We start from the raw sequence: 17,751 nt of genomic DNA, 5'->3' as shown, positions 1-17,751 counted from the left end.
AGGCACAGGTGTGAAATACCCGACCACTGACATTTCCAAGCGGGACAGCGCGGCAACGATCATCTTCGAGGCCCTGAGAAAGGCCATCATCGAAGGGGATTTAAAAGATGGCGAGCCATTGCGCCAAGAGGAAATAGCGAGGTCCTTCAACACCTCCCGCTTTCCCGTCCGCGAAGCCCTGAACCGTCTTGAACAACAGGGCCTCGTCAGGACGCAGCGCTACAAGGGGGCCGTAGTTGCCACGCTATCCATGCAGGAAGCCGGAGAGGTCTTTGACCTTCGAGCCCGACTGGAGGCCGACGTGATCCGGGCAGCAGTGCCCAATATGTCCACCGAAGTCCTGACCAAGGCACAAGAGTATCTGGATCGGTTTGCTGCCACCGATGACCCCATGCACTGGGGAGGATTGAACCGCAAGTTTCACGGTATTCTCTACAGTGCAAGCGACATGCCCTACCATATACAGGTCATCGAGAACGCTATCGATCGGATCGACCGCTACATCCGCGCGCAACTTGTCATGAGCGGCGGCGTGGCACGCAGCACCGATGAACACCGCGCCATCCTCTCCGCCTGCGAAGCGGGGGATGCTGAAGAAGCCGCGCGCCTGACGTATGCCCATATCCAGGACGCCAAGGCCTCCCTGCAGCGGCAGCTGACCTCCGCCACCTGAAAGTGCGGCGCAACTCCGTTCGGGCACCAGCTCGATCGTTCAAGACGCGCGTTAAATCCTAAAGGCACTAGCCGACAATCATCAGCTCTTTGGGGAAGGTGGTAAGGGTGCGATAGCCGCCTTCGGTAATCAGCACATCATCCTCGATACGCACACCGAATTTTCCCGGACCGTAAAGCCCCGGTTCGTTGGTGTAGACAGTGCCCGCCGGAAGAACCTCGTGATTGCCGCGCATGATATAAGGGGCCTCATGCACGTCGCGGCCCAGCCCGTGCCCAGTCTTGGTGCGGATGCGATCAGCAAAAGGCGACGCCTCCAGCACGCCAGTTACCACATCGTCGATCTCGTGCGCTGTCACGCCCGCCCGAGTGGCCTCCAGCCCAGCCAGGTTGGCGCGCAGAACAGTGTCGTAGACCGCACGTCCCTCTTCGCTGACCGCGCCAACAAACACAGTCCGGGTGATATCAGCGCAAAAGCCATCCTTTCGCGCGCCAAAATCGAACAATAAAGCATCTCCGGACCTGATACGATAATCGGAACGGGCATGCGCGTGCGGGCGCGCCGAATTGTCAGCCGCTGCAACGATAGGCGAAAACGCCAGAGCATCAGCGCCTTCGGCAAACAGGGCCTGAATCAGAGCAGCCTCTACCTCTTTTTCCGTCTGACCAACCTGAACCCCCTGCAGGACGCGATTGAGTGCTCTTTCCGAGATCCGTATTGCTGCCTCAAGCGCAGCGATATCGGACGCAGTCTTGATCATACGCAGACCCGAAATCTTTTGCTCGGCATCCAGGATTTCGAGATCTGGCATCGCTTGCTTCAAAGCATGGTGCACAAAGACGCGCATGACCTGGCCTTCAACGGCCAACCGCCGCATTGGAAAATGTGCAGCAAGCGCCTCAAAGGCCGCAGCATAGCCATCTTGGTCGCGCCAATCAAAAACGGCACCTTGAAACCCGACCAGTTCCCAGGAGCCAAGCTCCAAGTTTGGAACGATCGCCGCAGGCGGCGCCTCTGCCGGAATGACCAACAGGAAAGGGCGTTCATGGCTCATGAAGCTATGCCCCAGCGCACGCGTGAAGTTCGGCCCGGGAACCAGCGCCAGCGCATCCACGTTGAGGCTTGCAGCCAGACGTTGATACTCACCCAGTGCAACTGTCATCGCATGTGCCCTCCAATTGATCTGCCATCCATGATCGCCAATGTCATCGTAAAATCGATCAAAAGCCAATCGCAAATCACTCCATCCAGGCAGTCCGCACAGTTCGAACAGGCCATTAACGTTTTGGTAAGAACTGACACCAAAACGCTACAAGTTTGCTTAAAATTTTAATTTTCGTCCCCATTTTGCCGGTATTCAGGGCGTTTTGCGGCTGTTCTCGCTATGCATTCACTGGACACAAGACTCAAAGTAGTCACAATATGTGACAAATTAAGGCCGCTTAAGACGGCCATTTGAGGCAACAAACAGGCAATGAACCAGGTGAGCGCCCGCAAGCGGCGCAGCCATGCGTATAGGCGAGCAGAACATGAGTACTGTCGGATATATTTCCCGCGGCATGACGGGAACCACCTTTCAGGGCACTATGCCTGAGGGATCTCCCGCTCATCTCGACGTTAGTCGAGCCAAAGACATTTCCCTCAATCTCGAGCCCTCTGAGGTCGAAAGCTACGCACGACGTGGCGCGGATCTTCACATTGTTCTGGCCAACGGCGAGACCTTGGTTCTGGACAATTATTTCGCTTTCTCGACGACCGGCGGAAAAAACTTATTCCTCAGTGCGAATGGCGATTTCATCGAAGTCGTGCTTGAGGACAAAGCGGACGGCATGCTCTTTGCCAGCTATGAAACGCTGGACCTGACCGGCAAATGGAGCAGCTATGACGATCTGGTCTTTCTGAATGTAGACCGAATCGAACCTGTGATTGCGCCACTGGCCGCTCCCCTTTTGGGTGGCTTTGGGGCCGCAGGCGCCGCAGCAGCCGGACTGGTTGGCACGGCCGTCGTTCTGAATGACGATGACGGATCCCCCCCACGCCTGACACCACAGCACCGGTTGCAGATGTGACCAGCGGCACTCAGTCGACGGGTGACCTTGTTAATGCTGCCGATCACTCCGCAGGCCCCGTGATCACAGGCACCGGAGAACCTGGCGCCAGCCTTGATGTACTGATCAACGGCGTGACACAAAGCACGACTGTAAACCCGGATGGCACATGGTCGGTCACCTTTGCCCCGGCCGACATCCCGACTGGCGAATACGAAACCCCGGTCCTGATCACGACCACCGATGCAGCAGGCAATAGCAACAGCTACAACGACGTTCTGGAAGTCGATACGATCGCGCCGCCTATCGCCATCAACACCGTCGAAGGCGACGATATCGTCAATCTCACTGAGGCATCCGACGGCGTTACGCTGTCTGGCACCGGAGAGGCTGGAGCCTCAATGACCGTTGAGTTTCAGGGCCATACACGATCAACCACCGTGGCAAATGACGGCACCTGGTCAATCAGCTATGCTGCCGGGCAGATCACTGGTGGCACCTACGACAGCACGATTGTCATGACCTCTACCGATGCGGCGGGCAACAGTTCCACAGAAAGCCACACGGTACGGATCGATACCGAAACCGCGGTCACCGTAAACACCGGCCAGGTGGGCGGAGACGATATAGTCAATGCCACAGAACGTAGCGGCGGCATTGATCTGACGGGCACCGCAGAGCCGGGATCGTCAGTATCGGTACAACTGGGCTCCGTGACCCGAACCGCCTCGGTTGACGGTCAAGGCAACTGGACCGCAAGCTTTTCTGCCGCGGACATTCCCACAGGCAGCTACGACGCAACTGTCACTGTCCAAGCGACAGATTCTGTTGGAAACATGGCGACCACGTCTCATACTTTGGAAGTTGACACGGAAGTCACGCCTCTCACTGCTCAGTCCAGCCAAACCGCCGACGATGTGATCAACGTGGCCGAGCGCCAAGCCGGTGTAACCCTTACAGGCACCGTCGAACAGGGATCCGGTGTTGCGGTTACCGTCGGCAGCGTGACCCGTACGGCCAGCGTCGATTCCTCGGGCAACTGGAGCGTGACCTTTGCCGAAACGGACATCCCCGGCGGCGAATATGCAACCAGTGCCACGATCGTGGCAACGGACGCCGCAGGCAACACCCGCTCCATCACGGAAACCTTCTCTGTCGACACCGAGTATACGACCCCGGACGTGGACTCGGTTACGTTTTCCAGCGGCGATGTGCGCCGGATCAGCGCCGAGGGTGTCACCGACAGCTATTCCGTGAGTGCCTTGGAGAGCGGGGGGACGATCACCACCCCGGCAGCAACAGTGGCGCAGGACCCGGTCTTTGGGACCGAGTTCACCTTCTCCACACCGGTGCCTGATGGAACACACCTTATGGTCACAAGTGAAGACACCGCCGGCAATGCCTCCAGCACACTGGTCATTCTGGAGGACAACGCCGTCAACAGCGGCACAATGGATCACGCAGGACTGTCCCAGTTCAATGTGGATGCACTGAACCTGGACTATGCAGCCGATGTGTCTCTCAACCTTACTGAGGCGGACATAAAGGCCCTGTCGGGCAATTCGGATACGCTCACGGTGCACGGCGGCGCGGATGATACCCTGACCGTCACCGGGGCTGCCGCTGCGGGCACACAGCTCGTGGATGGCCAGATCTACAACGTCTATACCGTCGGCACTGACGGAACGACGCTGCTGGTGGATCAGGACGTCAACGTTCTCATCTAAAGACGATACCGGCGAAGCCCTTTCAGGCAGGGCCGTCGGACCCCAAGACAAAAAGCCGAAAAGGCACGCGAGAAGAAGGGCAAGGGGCAGTATGCACTTGGGACGATCCGCTATGGTGATGGCGCTGCTTTGCGGCCTGTCTGCCTGTGCAGAACAATCACCGTTTCTGACGAAGAATAGCGACGGATCCGTCTCTCGCACTGCGAGCAGCTTTGAGCAAAACGATAGCGAAGCCGCCTCCCCGATCATAGCGGCGCTCCTTGAGCGCCGCTCGTTGCTTGAGGAAGGAAGCATCTACCGCGAGGTGGGCGAAGCTGCGATTTCTGCCTCTGCCCGCGCATCCGAGGCCGAGTTGATCAGCGCAAAGCTGCGCGCCGAGGCGAAAGCAAAGAACTGGCTGCCCACCATCGGCCCCTCTGTGAGCCTCACGGATCTTGGCGATCTGGTGGCAGGAATCCTGGTCGAGCAGATCCTGTTCGACAACGGTCGTCGCAAGGCCGAACGCGAATTTGCGGCCGCCGATGTGGAAGTGGCCGCCGTGAACCTGTCGATTGACATGAACACGCGGGTACAAACCGCCGTGGGTCTTTATTCCGCCGGCCTGCGCGGCGATGAAAAGGCCGCCTATCTGGGCCGGGCCATCAATCAGATGAGCGAGTTCCGGCGCATTGTCAGCGGGCGTGTCGAAGGTGGCCTCAACGATCAGTCGGACCTCAATGTGGTGGATAGCAAGATCTCAGGGCTGCGCACCGCCAAGGCGACTGCGGCAGACTCCGCCGCCACGGCCCGCGCCGAACTGCAGGCGATGACCGGCCAGCGTTTCCCTGACAAACCGCAGCGTATGGATCTGGGCACCCCGCCGCAGCAGACCTCCTTTCTGGAGGTCATGAAATCCCAGGCAGAAGCTGAGCGCACCATCGCCGAGGCCAAGGCAGGACGCGCGGGCCTTCTGCCGCAGGTGGCCGCTGCCGGCAATGCGACAAGCGATGGATCCGGCGCGGGGCTTACCCTTGATCTGGCAACGCCTTTGGGCCTTGGCACCCCGGCCGCGCTGCAAGCGCTGGAAGCCTCCAAGGAAGCCGCCCGCCGCACCATTGGCGAAGCTGAAGAGGAGGCGCGGCGCACCTATTCGCGCCAGATGCAGCGCCTGGCCTCCTACATTCGACAGGAAAGCGAAACAGCCGCCCTCGCCCGTGCAAGCCGCGAAACCTACGAATTGTTCAAGTCGCAGTACGAGGCCGGTCAGCGCCCTGTGATGGAAGTGGTGTCCATCTACGAAGAGCTGATCCGCCGCGAACAGGCACATATTGATGCAAAATACGAGGTTATCCTGATCCAGCTTGAGCTGTCGCGGGATATGGGCCTTTTAGCAGATGGGAATAAGATATGATCAGGTTCCCCGGAAAATTCAGGAAACCCGGCAAACCGCAGGACGGCGCTCAAACGGCACAGGCGGTGCCGGTCGTGGAAGCCCCGGACAGTGGCAACGTGGCCGCCTTCGCGCCCCCTCCCCCGTTGAACCCGGTTGCCTTTGAACCCGTATCGCCCCCCCTTGCAGCCTCCGGCCCGCTCGAAGATGCATCCCAGCCACAGGAGCAGCCCCCGGTTCAGGAACCCGTCGTTGATATCTCCGGCTACGCGCAACATCAGCAGGCCGCACTGCAGCCAGAGCATACGGCCGCGCCAGACAGTGCAGCGCCAGAATCCAGCGAGACGGAAATCCTGCCCCTGAGCACAGTACCGCAGGTGGACGAAGCGCCCCACCACCAGCCCCAACTGGACGAGGCCGCCCTTGCCAGGGCCACTGAGGATCGCATCCAGCATCGTGCAGAGTTGATCGCAACCCTTGCAGCACTAAAGGGGTCGCAAACCCAGGCCAGCGACATCGCAACATTCCTGTGGAAGAACGCCAAGGGCGACACAGCGCCCAAGAGTATCGCCAAGGCGCTGCGCTCCACCGGGCTCAAGGCCAAACTCCGCAAAACCAAAACTCTCTCCGCCGAGATCTGGCCTGCCCTTGCCATGATGCAGGGTGGTCAATGCGTTCTGGTGCTTGAACAGAATGACGACACGCTGTTCGTATATGACACCACCTGCCCCGACAACCGCGCCGAAGTGCCGCTGGAAGAGTTTCAACCCTATTTCAAAGGCCTGACCCTGGGGGCACGGACACCGCTGTCGCAGATGTCTGCTCGCCATACACCGCAACTCGACACGGCGCATTGGTTCTGGGGAGAGTTTACGAAGTATCGCCGCCAGGTGGGCGAGATCATGCTCGGCTCTCTGGTGGCCAATGTTCTTGCGGTTGCCGTCGCGCTGTTTTCGCTTCAGGTCTATGATCGGGTGGTTCCGCATCAGTCCCATGCAACCCTCTGGGTACTGGCCATCGGCGCCTTCCTGGCCATCACGCTGGAGGCCTGCCTCAAGGTGGCCCGCGCCCGTCTGACCGACAGCGCAGGCCGCCAGATCGAGCTGACCGTGCAGCACAGCCTGATGCGCCGCCTGATCGGCATGCGGTCGGACAAGAAGCCGCTGCCGCCCTCCGGGCTTTTTGCGGCAATGCGGGATTTCGGCTCGGTGCGCGAGTTCTTTACCTCGTCCACCCTGTCCACGCTGGCCGATATTCCCTTTATCGCCGTGTTCTTGCTGCTGGTCGCCTCGATCGCGGGTCCCATCGTCTGGGTTCTGGTTGCAGGCGGCGTTCTGATGCTGCTACCCGCGTACTTCCTGCAAAAGCGCATGATCGCCCTGACCCGCCAGACCCAAGGGGCCAACGCCAAGGCGGGGCGCCTTTTGCACGAAACCCTGAGCGAGCTGGACACGGTCAAGACCCAGCGCGGCGAGGATCGCGTATTGCGACTTTGGGATGAGCTGAACATTCTTGCCTCCCATTCCTCGACCGAGCAGCGCCGCCTCTCCAGCGCCCTGACCTACTGGTCGCAGGGGGTTCAGCAAGCAACTTATATATGCGCGGTGGTGTTTGGCACGTTTATGGTCTTTGCGGGTGAATTCACCGTCGGAACCATAATCGCAACCGGCATTCTGACCAGCCGTACTCTGGCGCCGCTCACGCAATTCGCCGGGACCCTGGCGCGTTGGAGCAACGTCAAGGCCGCATTGGAAGCGCTGGATGCGATTGCCGATGCCCCGCAGGACAAGGAATCCTCCCGCAGCTATCTGCGCCGCGACAGCCTGGCCGGGCGGTTCGATCTGCGCGAAGTGGTCTTCCGCTACGATGCCGATGCCGCACCGACACTAGATGTGCCTGCCGTTGCCATTTTGCCCGGCCAGAAGGTCGCTGTGCTTGGCGTCAATGGATCTGGAAAATCGACGCTTCTGAAACTTCTCTCCGGTCTTTACGCCCCTGAAAAAGGGCGCGTCATGCTGGATGGCACCGATATGGCCCAAATCGACCCCCGCGACCTGCGCCGCCATATCGGCTACCTCAGCCAGGAGGTGCGCCTGATGACCGGCACCCTGCGCGACAACCTGAACCTTGGCCAGCTGGAGCGCAGCGACACCCGCCTGATGGAGGCTCTGGAGTTTGCCGGTCTCGGCGCCTTTGTGCGCGGTCACCACAAGGGGCTGGACCTTGAGATCGCCGATGGCGGCAGCGGTCTGTCGATCGGCCAGCGCCAGTCCATCGGCTGGGCGCGGCTTTGGCTGCAGAACCCATCCATCGTGCTGCTGGATGAACCCACGGCGGCGCTGGATCAGACGCTGGAACGTACCATGGTCAGCCGTCTGGAAAGCTGGCTTGAAGGGCGCACCGCAGTTATCGCAACCCACCGGATGCCGATCCTGTCGCTCACAAACCGCACCCTGATACTGCAGTCGGGCCGCATGGTGGTGGACGGGCCGCGCGATCAGGTTCTGGCCCATCTTGCAGCGGGAGAGAAGAAATGACCGCGATCACGGATTTCGACTTTACCGACGAGACACGCGGCTCGGGGCGCATAATCTATCTGGTCGCCGCCTCTGTCGTCACGTTTATTGCTTGGGCGGCCTTTGCCTCGGTCGATGAAATCGTGCGCGGTGATGGCGAGGTTGTCTCCTCCTCTCGCGCACAGATCGTCCAGAACCTTGAAGGTGGTATTTTGGCGGAACTCTTTGTCCGGCAAGGCGATACGGTTCAGGCCGGGCAGGTTCTGGGGCGTCTGCAGGACACCAAATTCCGCGCGGCTTCGGATGAGCTGCAGGAACAGATCGACGCCCTGGAGATCAAGCAATACCGGCTTGAGGCGGAAATGAGCGGCGCTTTTGAGTTCGAGGTCCCTGCCCAGCTTGCACAGCGTTCTGGCGAGATCCTTGCCTCTGAGCGCACTTTGCTGAAGGCCCGCCAAACCGACTTTCACAGCCGCCGCGACAGCGCCCGCACGATCATGACGCAGCTCAATGACGAACTGGAAAACCTGCAAAAGCTCTACAAGAGCAATATTGTTGCAATGACAGAGGTCAACAAGGCGCAGAAGGCCGCGACTGATGCGGCGGCAAAATACACCGAACTCGGCACCCAGAACGAATTGGACTTGGCCGAAGAGTATTCAAAGGCCCTGCGCGAGCTGGCTTCCCTGCGTCAGGAGCTGCGCCTCGCCACTGATCAGCTCAACCGCACGATCATCACGGCGCCGATGAGCGGTATCGTCAACAGTCTGGCGGTCACGACCATCGGCGGTGTGGTACGCCCCGGCGAAGAAATCTTTGAGATCATCCCCTTGGGTGAAGAACTGTTCGTTGAGGCCCGAGTCAATCCAAAGGACATCGCCAGCGTCGAGCCCGGCCAGGAGGCCACGATAAAGCTGTCGGCCTATGATTACACGATCTATGGTGCGCTCAAGGGCACGGTGGATTTCGTCTCGGCCGACACCTTTGAGGATGAGCGCAATCCAAGAGCCGAGCCCTTTTACCGGGTGACTGTGCGCGTGGATCGGTCTGGGTTCACAGAGCGTCAACAGTCGATAGAAATCCGCCCTGGCATGCGGGCAACCGCAGAGCTCAAAACCGGCTCCAAGACCGTTCTAAACTACCTTTTGAAACCGCTTTACAAGTCGCGAGAAGCTTTCCGCGAACCTTAGGTTCAGGACAGGCTTGAGCCCATCTGATGTCTGGTGAAGGAGCTTCTCTCTTTCAGACCGCCGGTCAATAGGCGATCACCACAGTGCTGTGACGCTGGGATGCCTTATGTCCGTGACGCGGGTGGCGCGCAAACGATCTTTTCGCACCAGACGGCAGACAGCGTTAGCCCGCGCTTTGCATCAAGGCACGCAGCGTTCCATCCAGAACCGACCCCAAAGACACGCGCCGCGTGCCGATCGCGGCTTTTGAGGAGATCACAGAAACCAAGCGCGGTGCATGACCGGCTGTGGCTTCGATCACGGGCGACCCTGATGCACCATAGTCCACCCGGCAAGAGGTCACCAAAGTATGGTTCTGTTTGGCAAGCACCTGGCAACCGCGCTGCAGGCTCGGCCGGGTGGAGCGGTTGTGCGAGTATGAGACAACATCGACAATGTCGCCGCGCGCAGCCTGCCAGGACAGGCTAAGGGGACGGATTTCACTACTGCTTATCGGCGTCGATAGGCGCAGCACCGCAATATCCGTTCCGATCTGTGCAATGCCGCCATTCCCGTATCGGTACTCCGGATGCACGACGGCCTTGCTTACCGTCCGAGACGCCTTCACTGTCCGTCCATTCAACCCAGCTTCGAACTTGATCCGCGATGGGTCCACTCTGCGCCCGGTTGCCGGATCAAACAGGCAATGGGCCGCAGTCAGAACGAGGTTCTGAGCAATCAATGAACCAGTGCACATGTTGCGCCCGGCGATGTTTAGTCGGCCAACGGCCTCCCATCCCGGCATCGAGTTGACGCTAAGACGGTTCTCGTCCGCCTTCGCGCCGCCGGGCAGGCCAAACGACAGGCATGCCGCTGCCAATACAGCTCTTAGTCTCATCGTCATCCACTCCACTTTCCACACACCTACCCTCGTTGAGGGCTGCGGCTGGAATGGGGCTCAATGTTGCCTAGAGCGGACGAATTGATGGACAGAATGTGACGTAGTAAACAAAATCATAACCCCCCGGTTAATCCCTGCGCAGGATGCCCGAAACATTAGGAAAAGACTAACAATGCCCGCCACTTTTCGTTAATTTTTCCTCAAAACACTGAAAAAAATGACGGAAATGGGTAGGCAGAGCCCCCCGAATGAGTGGTTCGCCGGAAACCTTCCATCAACATTTGGGCAAAACGGGGCTGAATTCTCGGGGAATGTGGCGAATCTTGGCCACAGAACTCTGTCAGGCGACAAAAGTCATGCGAACACCCAGCAGTTTGATGCCCCAGTCCATTAACATTTGATACCTGGAGCAACAGGTCGGGCAATTACGCAAGGCTTACCCCACACGCCTGCCGGTTTGCGCGTCAAACAGAACGCCCCGGTCCATGCTGATGGAAAACTCCATGGTGCCTTCAAGAAGCTTGGCATAGCCAGATGTGCCGCGAGCCAGGACCTCTTTGCCGTTCCAGGTCAGCACACACAGGGTGTCGGCTCCGGTGGCTTCGGTCACATCAATCTCTGCAGAGATCACCTGCCCTGCAGCACCATTTCCCTGGCTGATCATTTCAGGGCGCAGTCCCAACACCAGTTTTTGTCCCATCCGCGCCTCCAGTTGCTGAACATGGGCACTCAGGTCGAGCAACACGGGACGCTCTGCGCCATCGGCACGGACGGTGATTTCAGCAACAGGCCCCTGATCCGACGGCTGAGGCACGATGTCGATGAAGTTCATCGGCGGCGATCCCACGAGGCCCGCAACGAACATATTCGCGGGCTGTTCGTAGATTTCTGCAGGGGAGGCGAGCTGCTGGACTTCACCGTCCTTGAGGATGGCAATGCGGTCCGCAAGCGTCAGCGCCTCGATCTGGTCGTGGGTGACATAGACCATCGTGGCATTGAGGCGCTTGTGCAGGCGCTTGATCTCGGTGCGCATCTCGAGGCGCAGCTTGGCGTCCAGATTGCTGAGCGGCTCGTCAAACAGGAACACCTCAGGATCGCGCACCAATGCGCGCCCCATGGCCACCCTTTGACGCTGCCCGCCCGACAGCTGGCTCGGCTTGCGATCCAGCAGGTGATCCATCTGCAGCATCTTTGCGACCTCAAGCACCCGCTTCTGCCGCTCTGCCTTGGGCATGCCGCGCATCTCCAGACCAAAGGCGATGTTCTGCGCCACCGTCATGGTCGGGTAAAGCGCATAGGACTGGAACACCATGGCGATGTCGCGGTCCTTTGGGTGCACATCGTTGACCACGCGCCCCCCAATGCTGATTTCGCCCTCGGTCACGCTTTCCAGGCCCGCAATCATATTGAGAAGCGTGGATTTCCCGCAGCCAGAGGCACCCAGCAGTACCAGGAACTCGCCATCGCGTAGGTCGATAGAGACGCCTTTCAGGACCTCGACCTGCCCGTAGCGTTTCACTGCGTTGTTGATTGTCAGAGAAGCCATCTGCCTGTCCTCATCCTTTGACCGAGCCAACGGTAAGCCCGCGCACGAAATAGCGGCCCGCGACGATGTAAACGAAAAGCGTGGGCGCTGCGGTGATCAAAGCCGCCGCCATGTCCACATTGTATTGTTTGACCCCGGTGGTGGTGTTCACCAGGTTGTTCAGCGCCACGGTCACGGGCTGCGCCCCGCCGGTGGTAAAGCTGGCGCCGAAAAGGAAGTCGTTCCAGATCTGGGTGAACTGCCAGATCACCGAGACCACAATGATGGGCGGCGACAGGGGCAGAATGATCCTCCAGAAGATCGTGAAGAACCCCGCCCCGTCGATGGTGGCCGCGCGCACCAGCTCATCCGGGATGGTGACATAGTAGTTGCGGAAGAACAGCGTGGTGAAGGCAAGGCCATAGACCGAATGCACCAGGATCAGCCCGTAGACCGTGTTGGTGATGCCCAGCTTCCCCAGCGTCTGCGCCATCGGCAGGATCACCACCTGAAAGGGTACGAAACAGCCGAAGAGGATCAGCGCAAAGACCAGGTTCGCGCCACGGAAACGGAATTTGGTGAGGGCAAAACCGGTGAGCGCCCCCAGAAGGGTCGAGATCACCACCGCAGGCAGCGCCATGCGCACCGAGTTCCAGAAATAGGGCTCAAGCCCCGTGCACTCGACCCCGATGCAGGCTTCGCTCCAGGCATGGCGCCAGGCGGCAAAGTTCAATTCGTGCGGTAGGGCCAACAACGATCCGCTCCGGATTTCCTCCAGATCCTTCATCGAGGTTCCGACCACCACATAGGCGGGCAAAAGGAACCACAGGGCAAAGAGGATCAGAACGGCCCATAGCAACAGCCGCAAAAGGATCTGGCTGCCAGAGTTGGACGGGGACATGGGAGAGGTCTCAGACATGTTTCTTGCCCCTCAGTTCGGAGTAAAGATAGGGCACCATGATCGCGGCGACCGTCGCCAGCATCACCATGGCCGATGCCGCGCCGACGCCGATCTCGTTGCGGCGGAAGGTCATTTCATACATGAAATTGGCCGGCAGGGTTGAGGCATATCCAGGCCCGCCCCCGGTCAGGGCCACCACAAGGTCAAAGCTCTTGATCGCAAGGTGGGCCAGGATCACCACCGCGCTCATGAAAACGGGGCGCATCGAGGGCAGGATGATGCGCAGGTAGATCTGCCAGGGCGAAGCGCCATCCAGGCTTGCCGCCTTGATGATGTCCTGATCGACGCTGCGCAAGGCCGACAGGAACAGCGCCATCACGAACCCCGCGCTTTGCCAGACGGCGGCCATGACCAGCGCATAGACTGCAAGGTTTTCATCCACAGTCCAGCCAAAGCGGAATGTCTCCCAGCCCCAGCTGCGCACCACGGTTTCCAAGCCCAGCGAGGGATTCATGATCCACTTCCAGGCGGTACCGGTGATGATGAAGGAGATCGCCATCGGATAAAGGTAGATGGTGCGGATAAAGCCTTCGGCGCGGATCTTTTGATCCAAAAGCACCGCCAGCAGGCAGCCGATCACGATGGCAACAAGGATGAACAGCACCCCAAAGACAAACAGGTTGTCGATCGCCACCGACCAGCGATCCATCTGAAACAGGCGCTCGTACTGGCGAAATCCAGTGAAGGTGTAGTTGGGCAGCATCTTGGACTTGGTCAGCGACATGTAGCCAGTCCAAAGGATAAAACCGTAGACGAAGAACAGGATGGCCGCGAACCCCGGTGCCACAACGATCTGCGGCAAGAGGCGGGCCAGACGGTCCATCAGGGTGACAGGGGGACGGGTCACGGCGGATCTGCTTTCGATGGATTGCGTGGGTTTGCACGGTCCCCGTTCAAAAGGGACCGCGCTTCTAGAAAGCCATGGATGGGCTTACATGGCCAGTTTGATCGCCTTGACCAGCTTTTCGGTCGCTTCGGTCGAGGACATGTCCGAGTTGAAGTGTGCGGTCACCACGTCGATGAAGGCACCGCGCACCGCGCCGGCCTGAGCGATCTCATGCGCCATGGACCCCATCAGCGTACCGCCGTCGGCCGCCGAGACCATGTCATCCATGGATTTGATCGCGCAGGCGTCAAATTCGGCCCGCGGCACATCGGTGCGCGCCGGGATAGATCCTTTGAACAGGTTGAAGGTCTCCTGGAATTCTGTGCCGAGGATCAACTCGGCCAACAGCGCCTGCCCTTGAACGTTGTCGTCGCCCTTGACGTTGAACATGGCAAAGCTGTCGGAGTTCAGAATATAGCCGCCATCCGAGGGCGTCGAAGCGCAAATGTAATCCTTGCCCGGTTCCAGACCCGCTGCCGCGAATTCGCCCTTGGCCCAGTCGCCCATGATCTGCATCGCTGCCTCGCCGCGCATCACCATGGCGGTGGCAAGGTTCCAGTCACGGCCGGGGAAGTCCGGGTCCACATAGCCGCGCATCTTGCGCATCTGATCAAACACCTTGACCATCGTGTCAGATCCCAGCGCGTCCATGTCGAGATCGACCAGCGCCTTTTGGTAAAAATCAATACCGCCGACGCCCAGCACCACGGTTTCAAACACCGTCGCGTCCTGCCAGGGCTGCCCGCCATGGGCCAGCGGGATGATGCCAGCGGCCTTCAGCTTCTCTGCGGTTGCGTTGAATTCGTCCCAGGTGGTTGGCACATCGGCGCCGACCTTGGCAAGTACTGCGGGATTGGCCCAGATCCAGTCGACCCGATGCACGTTGACCGGCACCGCCACATACTGGCCGTCATGTTTGACGATGTTCTGAATGGTTTCGGGCAGCACCTTGTCCCAGTTTTGCGCGGCGGCCACCTCGCTCAGATCGCCAAGTGCACCTGCCTCGGCCCATTCCTGAATGTTCGGCCCCTTGATCTGCACTGCAGCAGGCGGATCTCCCGCCAGCACCCGCGCGCGCAGAACCGCCGCCTGCGCATCACCGCCGCCCCCTGCGACAGGAGCATCGACCCACATACCACCACGGGCCTTAAATGCCTCTTGAAGAGCCTGAACCGCCTTGGCCTCACCACCAGAGGTCCAGTAGTGCAGCACTTCGGCCTTGGGGTCCGCTACGGCAGGGGTGGCAACAGCAACGGCCAGCATAGAGGCAGCGCCAAGCAGCGCTTTTGCAACTTTATTCATGATATCCTCCCAGATCTTGCCTGTCTCCTCAGGCATCATGGAGGGCATTCTACCGGGAATTGCGTTTTACTGGTTCACTCATTTTGTTGCGATTTGTTGCGTTCTCGGCCATGCTCCGAGGCCGAGCGAAACAAAGTGATACATTGCCCCGCCCTCTCTGCCCACTGCGGCGAGGCCAGACCCAGTCAAAGGACAAAACGCCTCCGTGCCCCGAGTGCATATCGTCGAAGACGACAGCGAGATTTCGGATCTTCTGTCCACCTATCTGTCGGGCCGGGGGTTCGACTGCCAGGTGTCCCCGTCAAGTGAGGACGCGAAAACCCATGGCCCTGAGCATTTTGACATCTTTGTCGTGGACGTGATGCTTCCAGGTGAAGATGGGTTGTCCTTTTGTCGTTGGCTACGCGAAAGCTCTGAGGTCCCGGTGATCATCCTATCGGCGGTGAAGGGCGACACCGAGCGTATCATCGGGCTGGAACTTGGCGCTGACGACTACCTTGAAAAGCCTTTCAACCCGCGCGAACTGCTGGCCCGCATGAATGCGCAGTTGCGGCGCACCAAAGCACAAGAGGCACGCAAGATGCCGACGGGACCGATCCACTTCTCCGGTTGGACGCTGGATTTCGCGCGCCAGAAACTGCACAGCCCGGCAGGGGTGCTGGTGCCGCTCAGCTCCACCGAATATCGTTTGATCACAGCTCTGATCAGCAGCTTGCCAGACCCTCTGGCGCGGGAGGTCATTGCCCGTGAAATATTTGGCGTTGAACTCGGCCCCGAGGACCGCAGGGTGGATATTTTGGTCAGCCGCCTGCGCAAGAAGCTATTCGCTGCCGACCAAGAGGCGGATTTCATTAAGACTGTACGCAACCAGGGGTACCAGTTCTGTGCGCCGGTCGGGACTTAGAGCATGGGTCTGAACGCCCTCATGCTGCTGGGGCTTAAAAAACTGCCCGCGTCCTTGGCACAGCGCCTACCTTTGCTGGTGGTGCTGTCGTTTCTCGCTGGCAGCCTTGTTACCGGCTGGACCCTGCATCGCATATTTGACCGCCGCTCGGCGCTGCTGATTGCCGAAACCTCAGGACCCGCTCTGCTGCAAATCATCCGAGCGGCCCGCCAGCCCAATGTCGCCGCGTCCGGCACACTCCCCCCTTACAGTTGGCAAGTGACACCCAGCGGTTTTGCCGCCGAAGCCACCCACACGGTGCCCCTCATACTGATCCTAGATGATGAGCGGTTGCGGGCCGCAGCCGTATTTGACGCGCCCCCTAAAAGGCCAGATGCGTTGCGGGCATCGCAGGGGCCACAATCGCCCGAACGTCGGCTTGGCGATTTGTCTCGCGCCATAGCCCGGCAGGACAGCGGCGCACGCCTGTCGATCTTTCAGACCGACGGAAACGTTTTATCAATCACCGCCTCCACCCTCTGGCGCAACCGCCTGGAAGAGACCAAGGTTGCGCTGATCGGGCTTGCAGCTTTTCTTATGGGCATGGCGGCGATCGTGCCGCTGGCAATCAACCTCGCTGCGCCGTTCCGCCTGCTCGCGCGGCGGGGAACGGCGCAGTTACCTCCTCTCGCCTCTCTCGAGGCGGTCCGGGTGCGCGACCGCATCGAACACCTCAAGGAACGCTTTGCCAACGAACAGTCCCAGAAAGCCCAAGGGCTTGCTGCGATATCGCATGATCTGCGCACGCCGGTCACCCGCCTCAGGCTGCGCAGCGAACTGCTTGACGATGCGCAGCTTCACGGCAAGTTCAATTCCGACCTGGACGAGATTTCACGCATTATCGATGGTGCCCTTGACCTGCTGAGCATCCGTCAACAAAGCGAACAAGCCCACAGCTTTGCACTGACAAGCCTAGTGGAGAGCCTCGTGGATGACTACCGAGACACGGGCCGCAACGTCACCTTTCTAGGGCAGCGTCCGTTGCAAGTGTCCGCCGCCCCCACCCTCTTTTCAGGCAGCACACCCATACAGCTTGAAACACCCGGTCAAAGCATGATGAGCGGACAGCCTGACAAACTCCGGCGCGCGCTCAGCAATCTGATCGACAACGGGCTGACCCATGGCAGCAAGGTCGTCGTCAGCCTGCGCACCTCCAACTCGAACACCCTTGAGGTGCTGGTCGAAGACGACGGCCCCGGCATTCCAGCCGACCGCATCGATGCCATGCTGCGACCCTTTGCACGCGGCCACACAGGCGGCAGCGGTGTCGGTCTGGGGCTTTCGATAGCGCATGAGATCGCAGAGCTGCACGGCGGATATGTTACGCTCGCGAACAGCGACACTGGTTTGGTGGCCCGGCTACGGCTCCAACGCGGCCTCTAGGATCAAGTGACGTGCTCCCATCGGCTGGACCGGTTTGATTGTCGGTGCATCGGCGGCCTCTGATCCATTAGTGCGATGCTTTCTGGCGCGGTTGGAAAATAGCCTAATGCGCCGGTTGTGGTGCTATCGAACTGGTATGATTTTTCGGATATTTGGTTGCGGGAGCAGGATTTGAACCTGCGACCTTCAGGTTATGAGCCTGACGAGCTACCTGGCTGCTCCATCCCGCGGCAGTTTGTCTGTCCTACCGCTTTGCTACTTGAGGACTTTGTTTTGTCGTTGAACCGATGTTTTTTCGGATCAAGTAGCGTGCGTTTTTTTTCGGTTAGAGAGTTTTTTGTTTTGGTA

The 17,751-nt window shown here is 59.6% G+C and carries 14 protein-coding genes and 1 tRNA gene; 8 read left to right on the top strand and 7 right to left on the bottom strand.

Features of this window, described 5'->3' with window-relative positions; all coding sequences use genetic code 11:
• The first annotated feature begins 10 nt into the window (after nt 1–10).
• Nucleotides 11–673, top strand: coding sequence for a GntR family transcriptional regulator (locus tag INS80_RS12090; protein WP_192965876.1), 663 nt, complete (start codon nt 11–13; stop codon nt 671–673).
• A 67-nt stretch (nt 674–740) separates the two neighbouring features.
• Here the strand turns inward: INS80_RS12090 and INS80_RS12085 are convergent, their stop codons facing one another.
• Complete coding sequence (locus INS80_RS12085; RefSeq protein ID WP_192965875.1) at nt 741–1,835, bottom strand: M24 family metallopeptidase; 1,095 nt, start codon at nt 1,833–1,835, stop codon at nt 741–743.
• A gap of 367 nt (nt 1,836–2,202) precedes the next feature.
• On the opposite strand from INS80_RS12085, the gene INS80_RS19315 reads away from it, so the two are divergent.
• The 5 genes from INS80_RS19315 (at nt 2,203) to INS80_RS12065 (ending at nt 9,523) form a co-directional block, all read left to right on the top strand.
• Nucleotides 2,203–2,742 carry a BapA/Bap/LapF family prefix-like domain-containing protein gene (locus INS80_RS19315; RefSeq protein ID WP_226892611.1) on the top strand — a complete coding sequence of 180 codons (540 nt, stop codon included), beginning with the start codon at nt 2,203–2,205 and terminating at the stop codon, nt 2,740–2,742.
• A complete protein-coding gene (locus tag INS80_RS19305) occupies nt 2,739–4,448 on the top strand; it encodes an Ig-like domain-containing protein (RefSeq protein WP_369411401.1) in 1,710 nt (569 codons plus the stop codon). Before INS80_RS19315 ends, INS80_RS19305 begins: the two co-directional genes overlap by 4 nt.
• 91 nt (nt 4,449–4,539) lie before the next feature.
• Nucleotides 4,540–5,838 carry a TolC family protein gene (locus tag INS80_RS12075; protein ID WP_192965874.1) on the top strand — a complete coding sequence of 433 codons (1,299 nt, stop codon included), beginning with the start codon at nt 4,540–4,542 and terminating at the stop codon, nt 5,836–5,838.
• The gene (locus tag INS80_RS12070; RefSeq protein ID WP_226892610.1) at nt 5,835–8,354 is read left to right on the top strand and encodes a type I secretion system permease/ATPase; all 2,520 of its coding nucleotides are present in this window, start codon (nt 5,835–5,837) and stop codon (nt 8,352–8,354) included. Before INS80_RS12075 ends, INS80_RS12070 begins: the two co-directional genes overlap by 4 nt.
• Nucleotides 8,351–9,523: an HlyD family type I secretion periplasmic adaptor subunit gene (locus INS80_RS12065; protein WP_192965873.1), complete on the top strand. Its 1,173-nt coding sequence runs from the start codon at nt 8,351–8,353 to the stop codon at nt 9,521–9,523. Before INS80_RS12070 ends, INS80_RS12065 begins: the two co-directional genes overlap by 4 nt.
• A gap of 163 nt (nt 9,524–9,686) precedes the next feature.
• Here the strand turns inward: INS80_RS12065 and INS80_RS12060 are convergent, their stop codons facing one another.
• The 5 genes from INS80_RS12060 to INS80_RS12040 all read right to left on the bottom strand — a co-directional run bounded on the left by INS80_RS12060 (nt 9,687) and on the right by INS80_RS12040 (nt 15,077).
• Nucleotides 9,687–10,400, bottom strand: coding sequence for a trypsin-like serine peptidase (locus tag INS80_RS12060; protein ID WP_192965872.1), 714 nt, complete (start codon nt 10,398–10,400; stop codon nt 9,687–9,689).
• 439 nt (nt 10,401–10,839) lie between these two features.
• A complete protein-coding gene (locus INS80_RS12055) occupies nt 10,840–11,949 on the bottom strand; it encodes an ABC transporter ATP-binding protein (protein WP_192965871.1) in 1,110 nt (369 codons plus the stop codon).
• Between the two features lie 10 nt (nt 11,950–11,959).
• The gene (locus INS80_RS12050) at nt 11,960–12,847 is read right to left on the bottom strand and encodes a carbohydrate ABC transporter permease (RefSeq protein WP_192965870.1); all 888 of its coding nucleotides are present in this window, start codon (nt 12,845–12,847) and stop codon (nt 11,960–11,962) included.
• Nucleotides 12,840–13,712 carry a carbohydrate ABC transporter permease gene (locus tag INS80_RS12045; RefSeq protein WP_192967269.1) on the bottom strand — a complete coding sequence of 291 codons (873 nt, stop codon included), beginning with the start codon at nt 13,710–13,712 and terminating at the stop codon, nt 12,840–12,842. The genes INS80_RS12050 and INS80_RS12045 overlap by 8 nt, the downstream gene beginning before the upstream one ends.
• Nucleotides 13,713–13,820: 108 nt before the next feature.
• Nucleotides 13,821–15,077, bottom strand: a complete 1,257-nt coding sequence (locus INS80_RS12040; RefSeq protein ID WP_192965869.1) for an ABC transporter substrate-binding protein — start codon at nt 15,075–15,077, stop codon at nt 13,821–13,823.
• A 205-nt stretch (nt 15,078–15,282) separates the two neighbouring features.
• Here INS80_RS12040 and INS80_RS12035 point away from each other — a divergent pair, with 205 nt between their 5' ends.
• Together INS80_RS12035 and INS80_RS12030 are read left to right on the top strand one after the other, a co-directional pair.
• On the top strand, nt 15,283–15,981 hold the full coding sequence (locus INS80_RS12035; protein WP_192965868.1) for a response regulator transcription factor: 699 nt from the start codon (nt 15,283–15,285) through the stop codon (nt 15,979–15,981).
• A gap of 3 nt (nt 15,982–15,984) precedes the next feature.
• Complete coding sequence (locus INS80_RS12030; protein WP_192965867.1) at nt 15,985–17,403, top strand: sensor histidine kinase; 1,419 nt, start codon at nt 15,985–15,987, stop codon at nt 17,401–17,403.
• 153 nt (nt 17,404–17,556) lie between these two features.
• On the opposite strand, the gene INS80_RS12025 is transcribed toward INS80_RS12030, so the two are convergent.
• A tRNA-Met gene (locus INS80_RS12025) sits at nt 17,557–17,633 on the bottom strand.
• Nucleotides 17,634–17,751 lie beyond the last annotated feature (118 nt).

Origin of the sequence: Phycobacter azelaicus (assembly GCF_014884385.1) — a bacterium.
In the GTDB taxonomy this organism is placed as follows: Bacteria; Pseudomonadota; Alphaproteobacteria; order Rhodobacterales; family Rhodobacteraceae; genus Phycobacter; species Phycobacter azelaicus.
This window is presented reverse-complemented; position numbering and strand designations above follow the sequence as displayed.

Excerpts from the sequence above, each read along its gene's own strand:
- INS80_RS12040 (WP_192965869.1), bottom strand. The coding sequence starts at position 15,077 with ATGAATAAAGTTGCAAAAGCGCTGCTTGGCGCTGCCTCTATGCTGGCC.
- INS80_RS12030 (WP_192965867.1), top strand. The coding sequence starts at position 15,985 with ATGGGTCTGAACGCCCTCATGCTGCTGGGGCTTAAAAAACTGCCCGCG.
- INS80_RS12075 (WP_192965874.1), top strand. The coding sequence starts at position 4,540 with ATGCACTTGGGACGATCCGCTATGGTGATGGCGCTGCTTTGCGGCCTG.
- INS80_RS12070 (WP_226892610.1), top strand. The coding sequence starts at position 5,835 with ATGATCAGGTTCCCCGGAAAATTCAGGAAACCCGGCAAACCGCAGGAC.
- INS80_RS12060 (WP_192965872.1), bottom strand. The coding sequence starts at position 10,400 with ATGAGACTAAGAGCTGTATTGGCAGCGGCATGCCTGTCGTTTGGCCTG.
- INS80_RS12045 (WP_192967269.1), bottom strand. The coding sequence starts at position 13,712 with ATGGACCGTCTGGCCCGCCTCTTGCCGCAGATCGTTGTGGCACCGGGG.
- INS80_RS19315 (WP_226892611.1), top strand. The coding sequence starts at position 2,203 with ATGAGTACTGTCGGATATATTTCCCGCGGCATGACGGGAACCACCTTT.
- INS80_RS12085 (WP_192965875.1), bottom strand. The coding sequence starts at position 1,835 with ATGACAGTTGCACTGGGTGAGTATCAACGTCTGGCTGCAAGCCTCAAC.
- INS80_RS12065 (WP_192965873.1), top strand. The coding sequence starts at position 8,351 with ATGACCGCGATCACGGATTTCGACTTTACCGACGAGACACGCGGCTCG.
- INS80_RS12050 (WP_192965870.1), bottom strand. The coding sequence starts at position 12,847 with ATGTCTGAGACCTCTCCCATGTCCCCGTCCAACTCTGGCAGCCAGATC.
- INS80_RS12055 (WP_192965871.1), bottom strand. The coding sequence starts at position 11,949 with ATGGCTTCTCTGACAATCAACAACGCAGTGAAACGCTACGGGCAGGTC.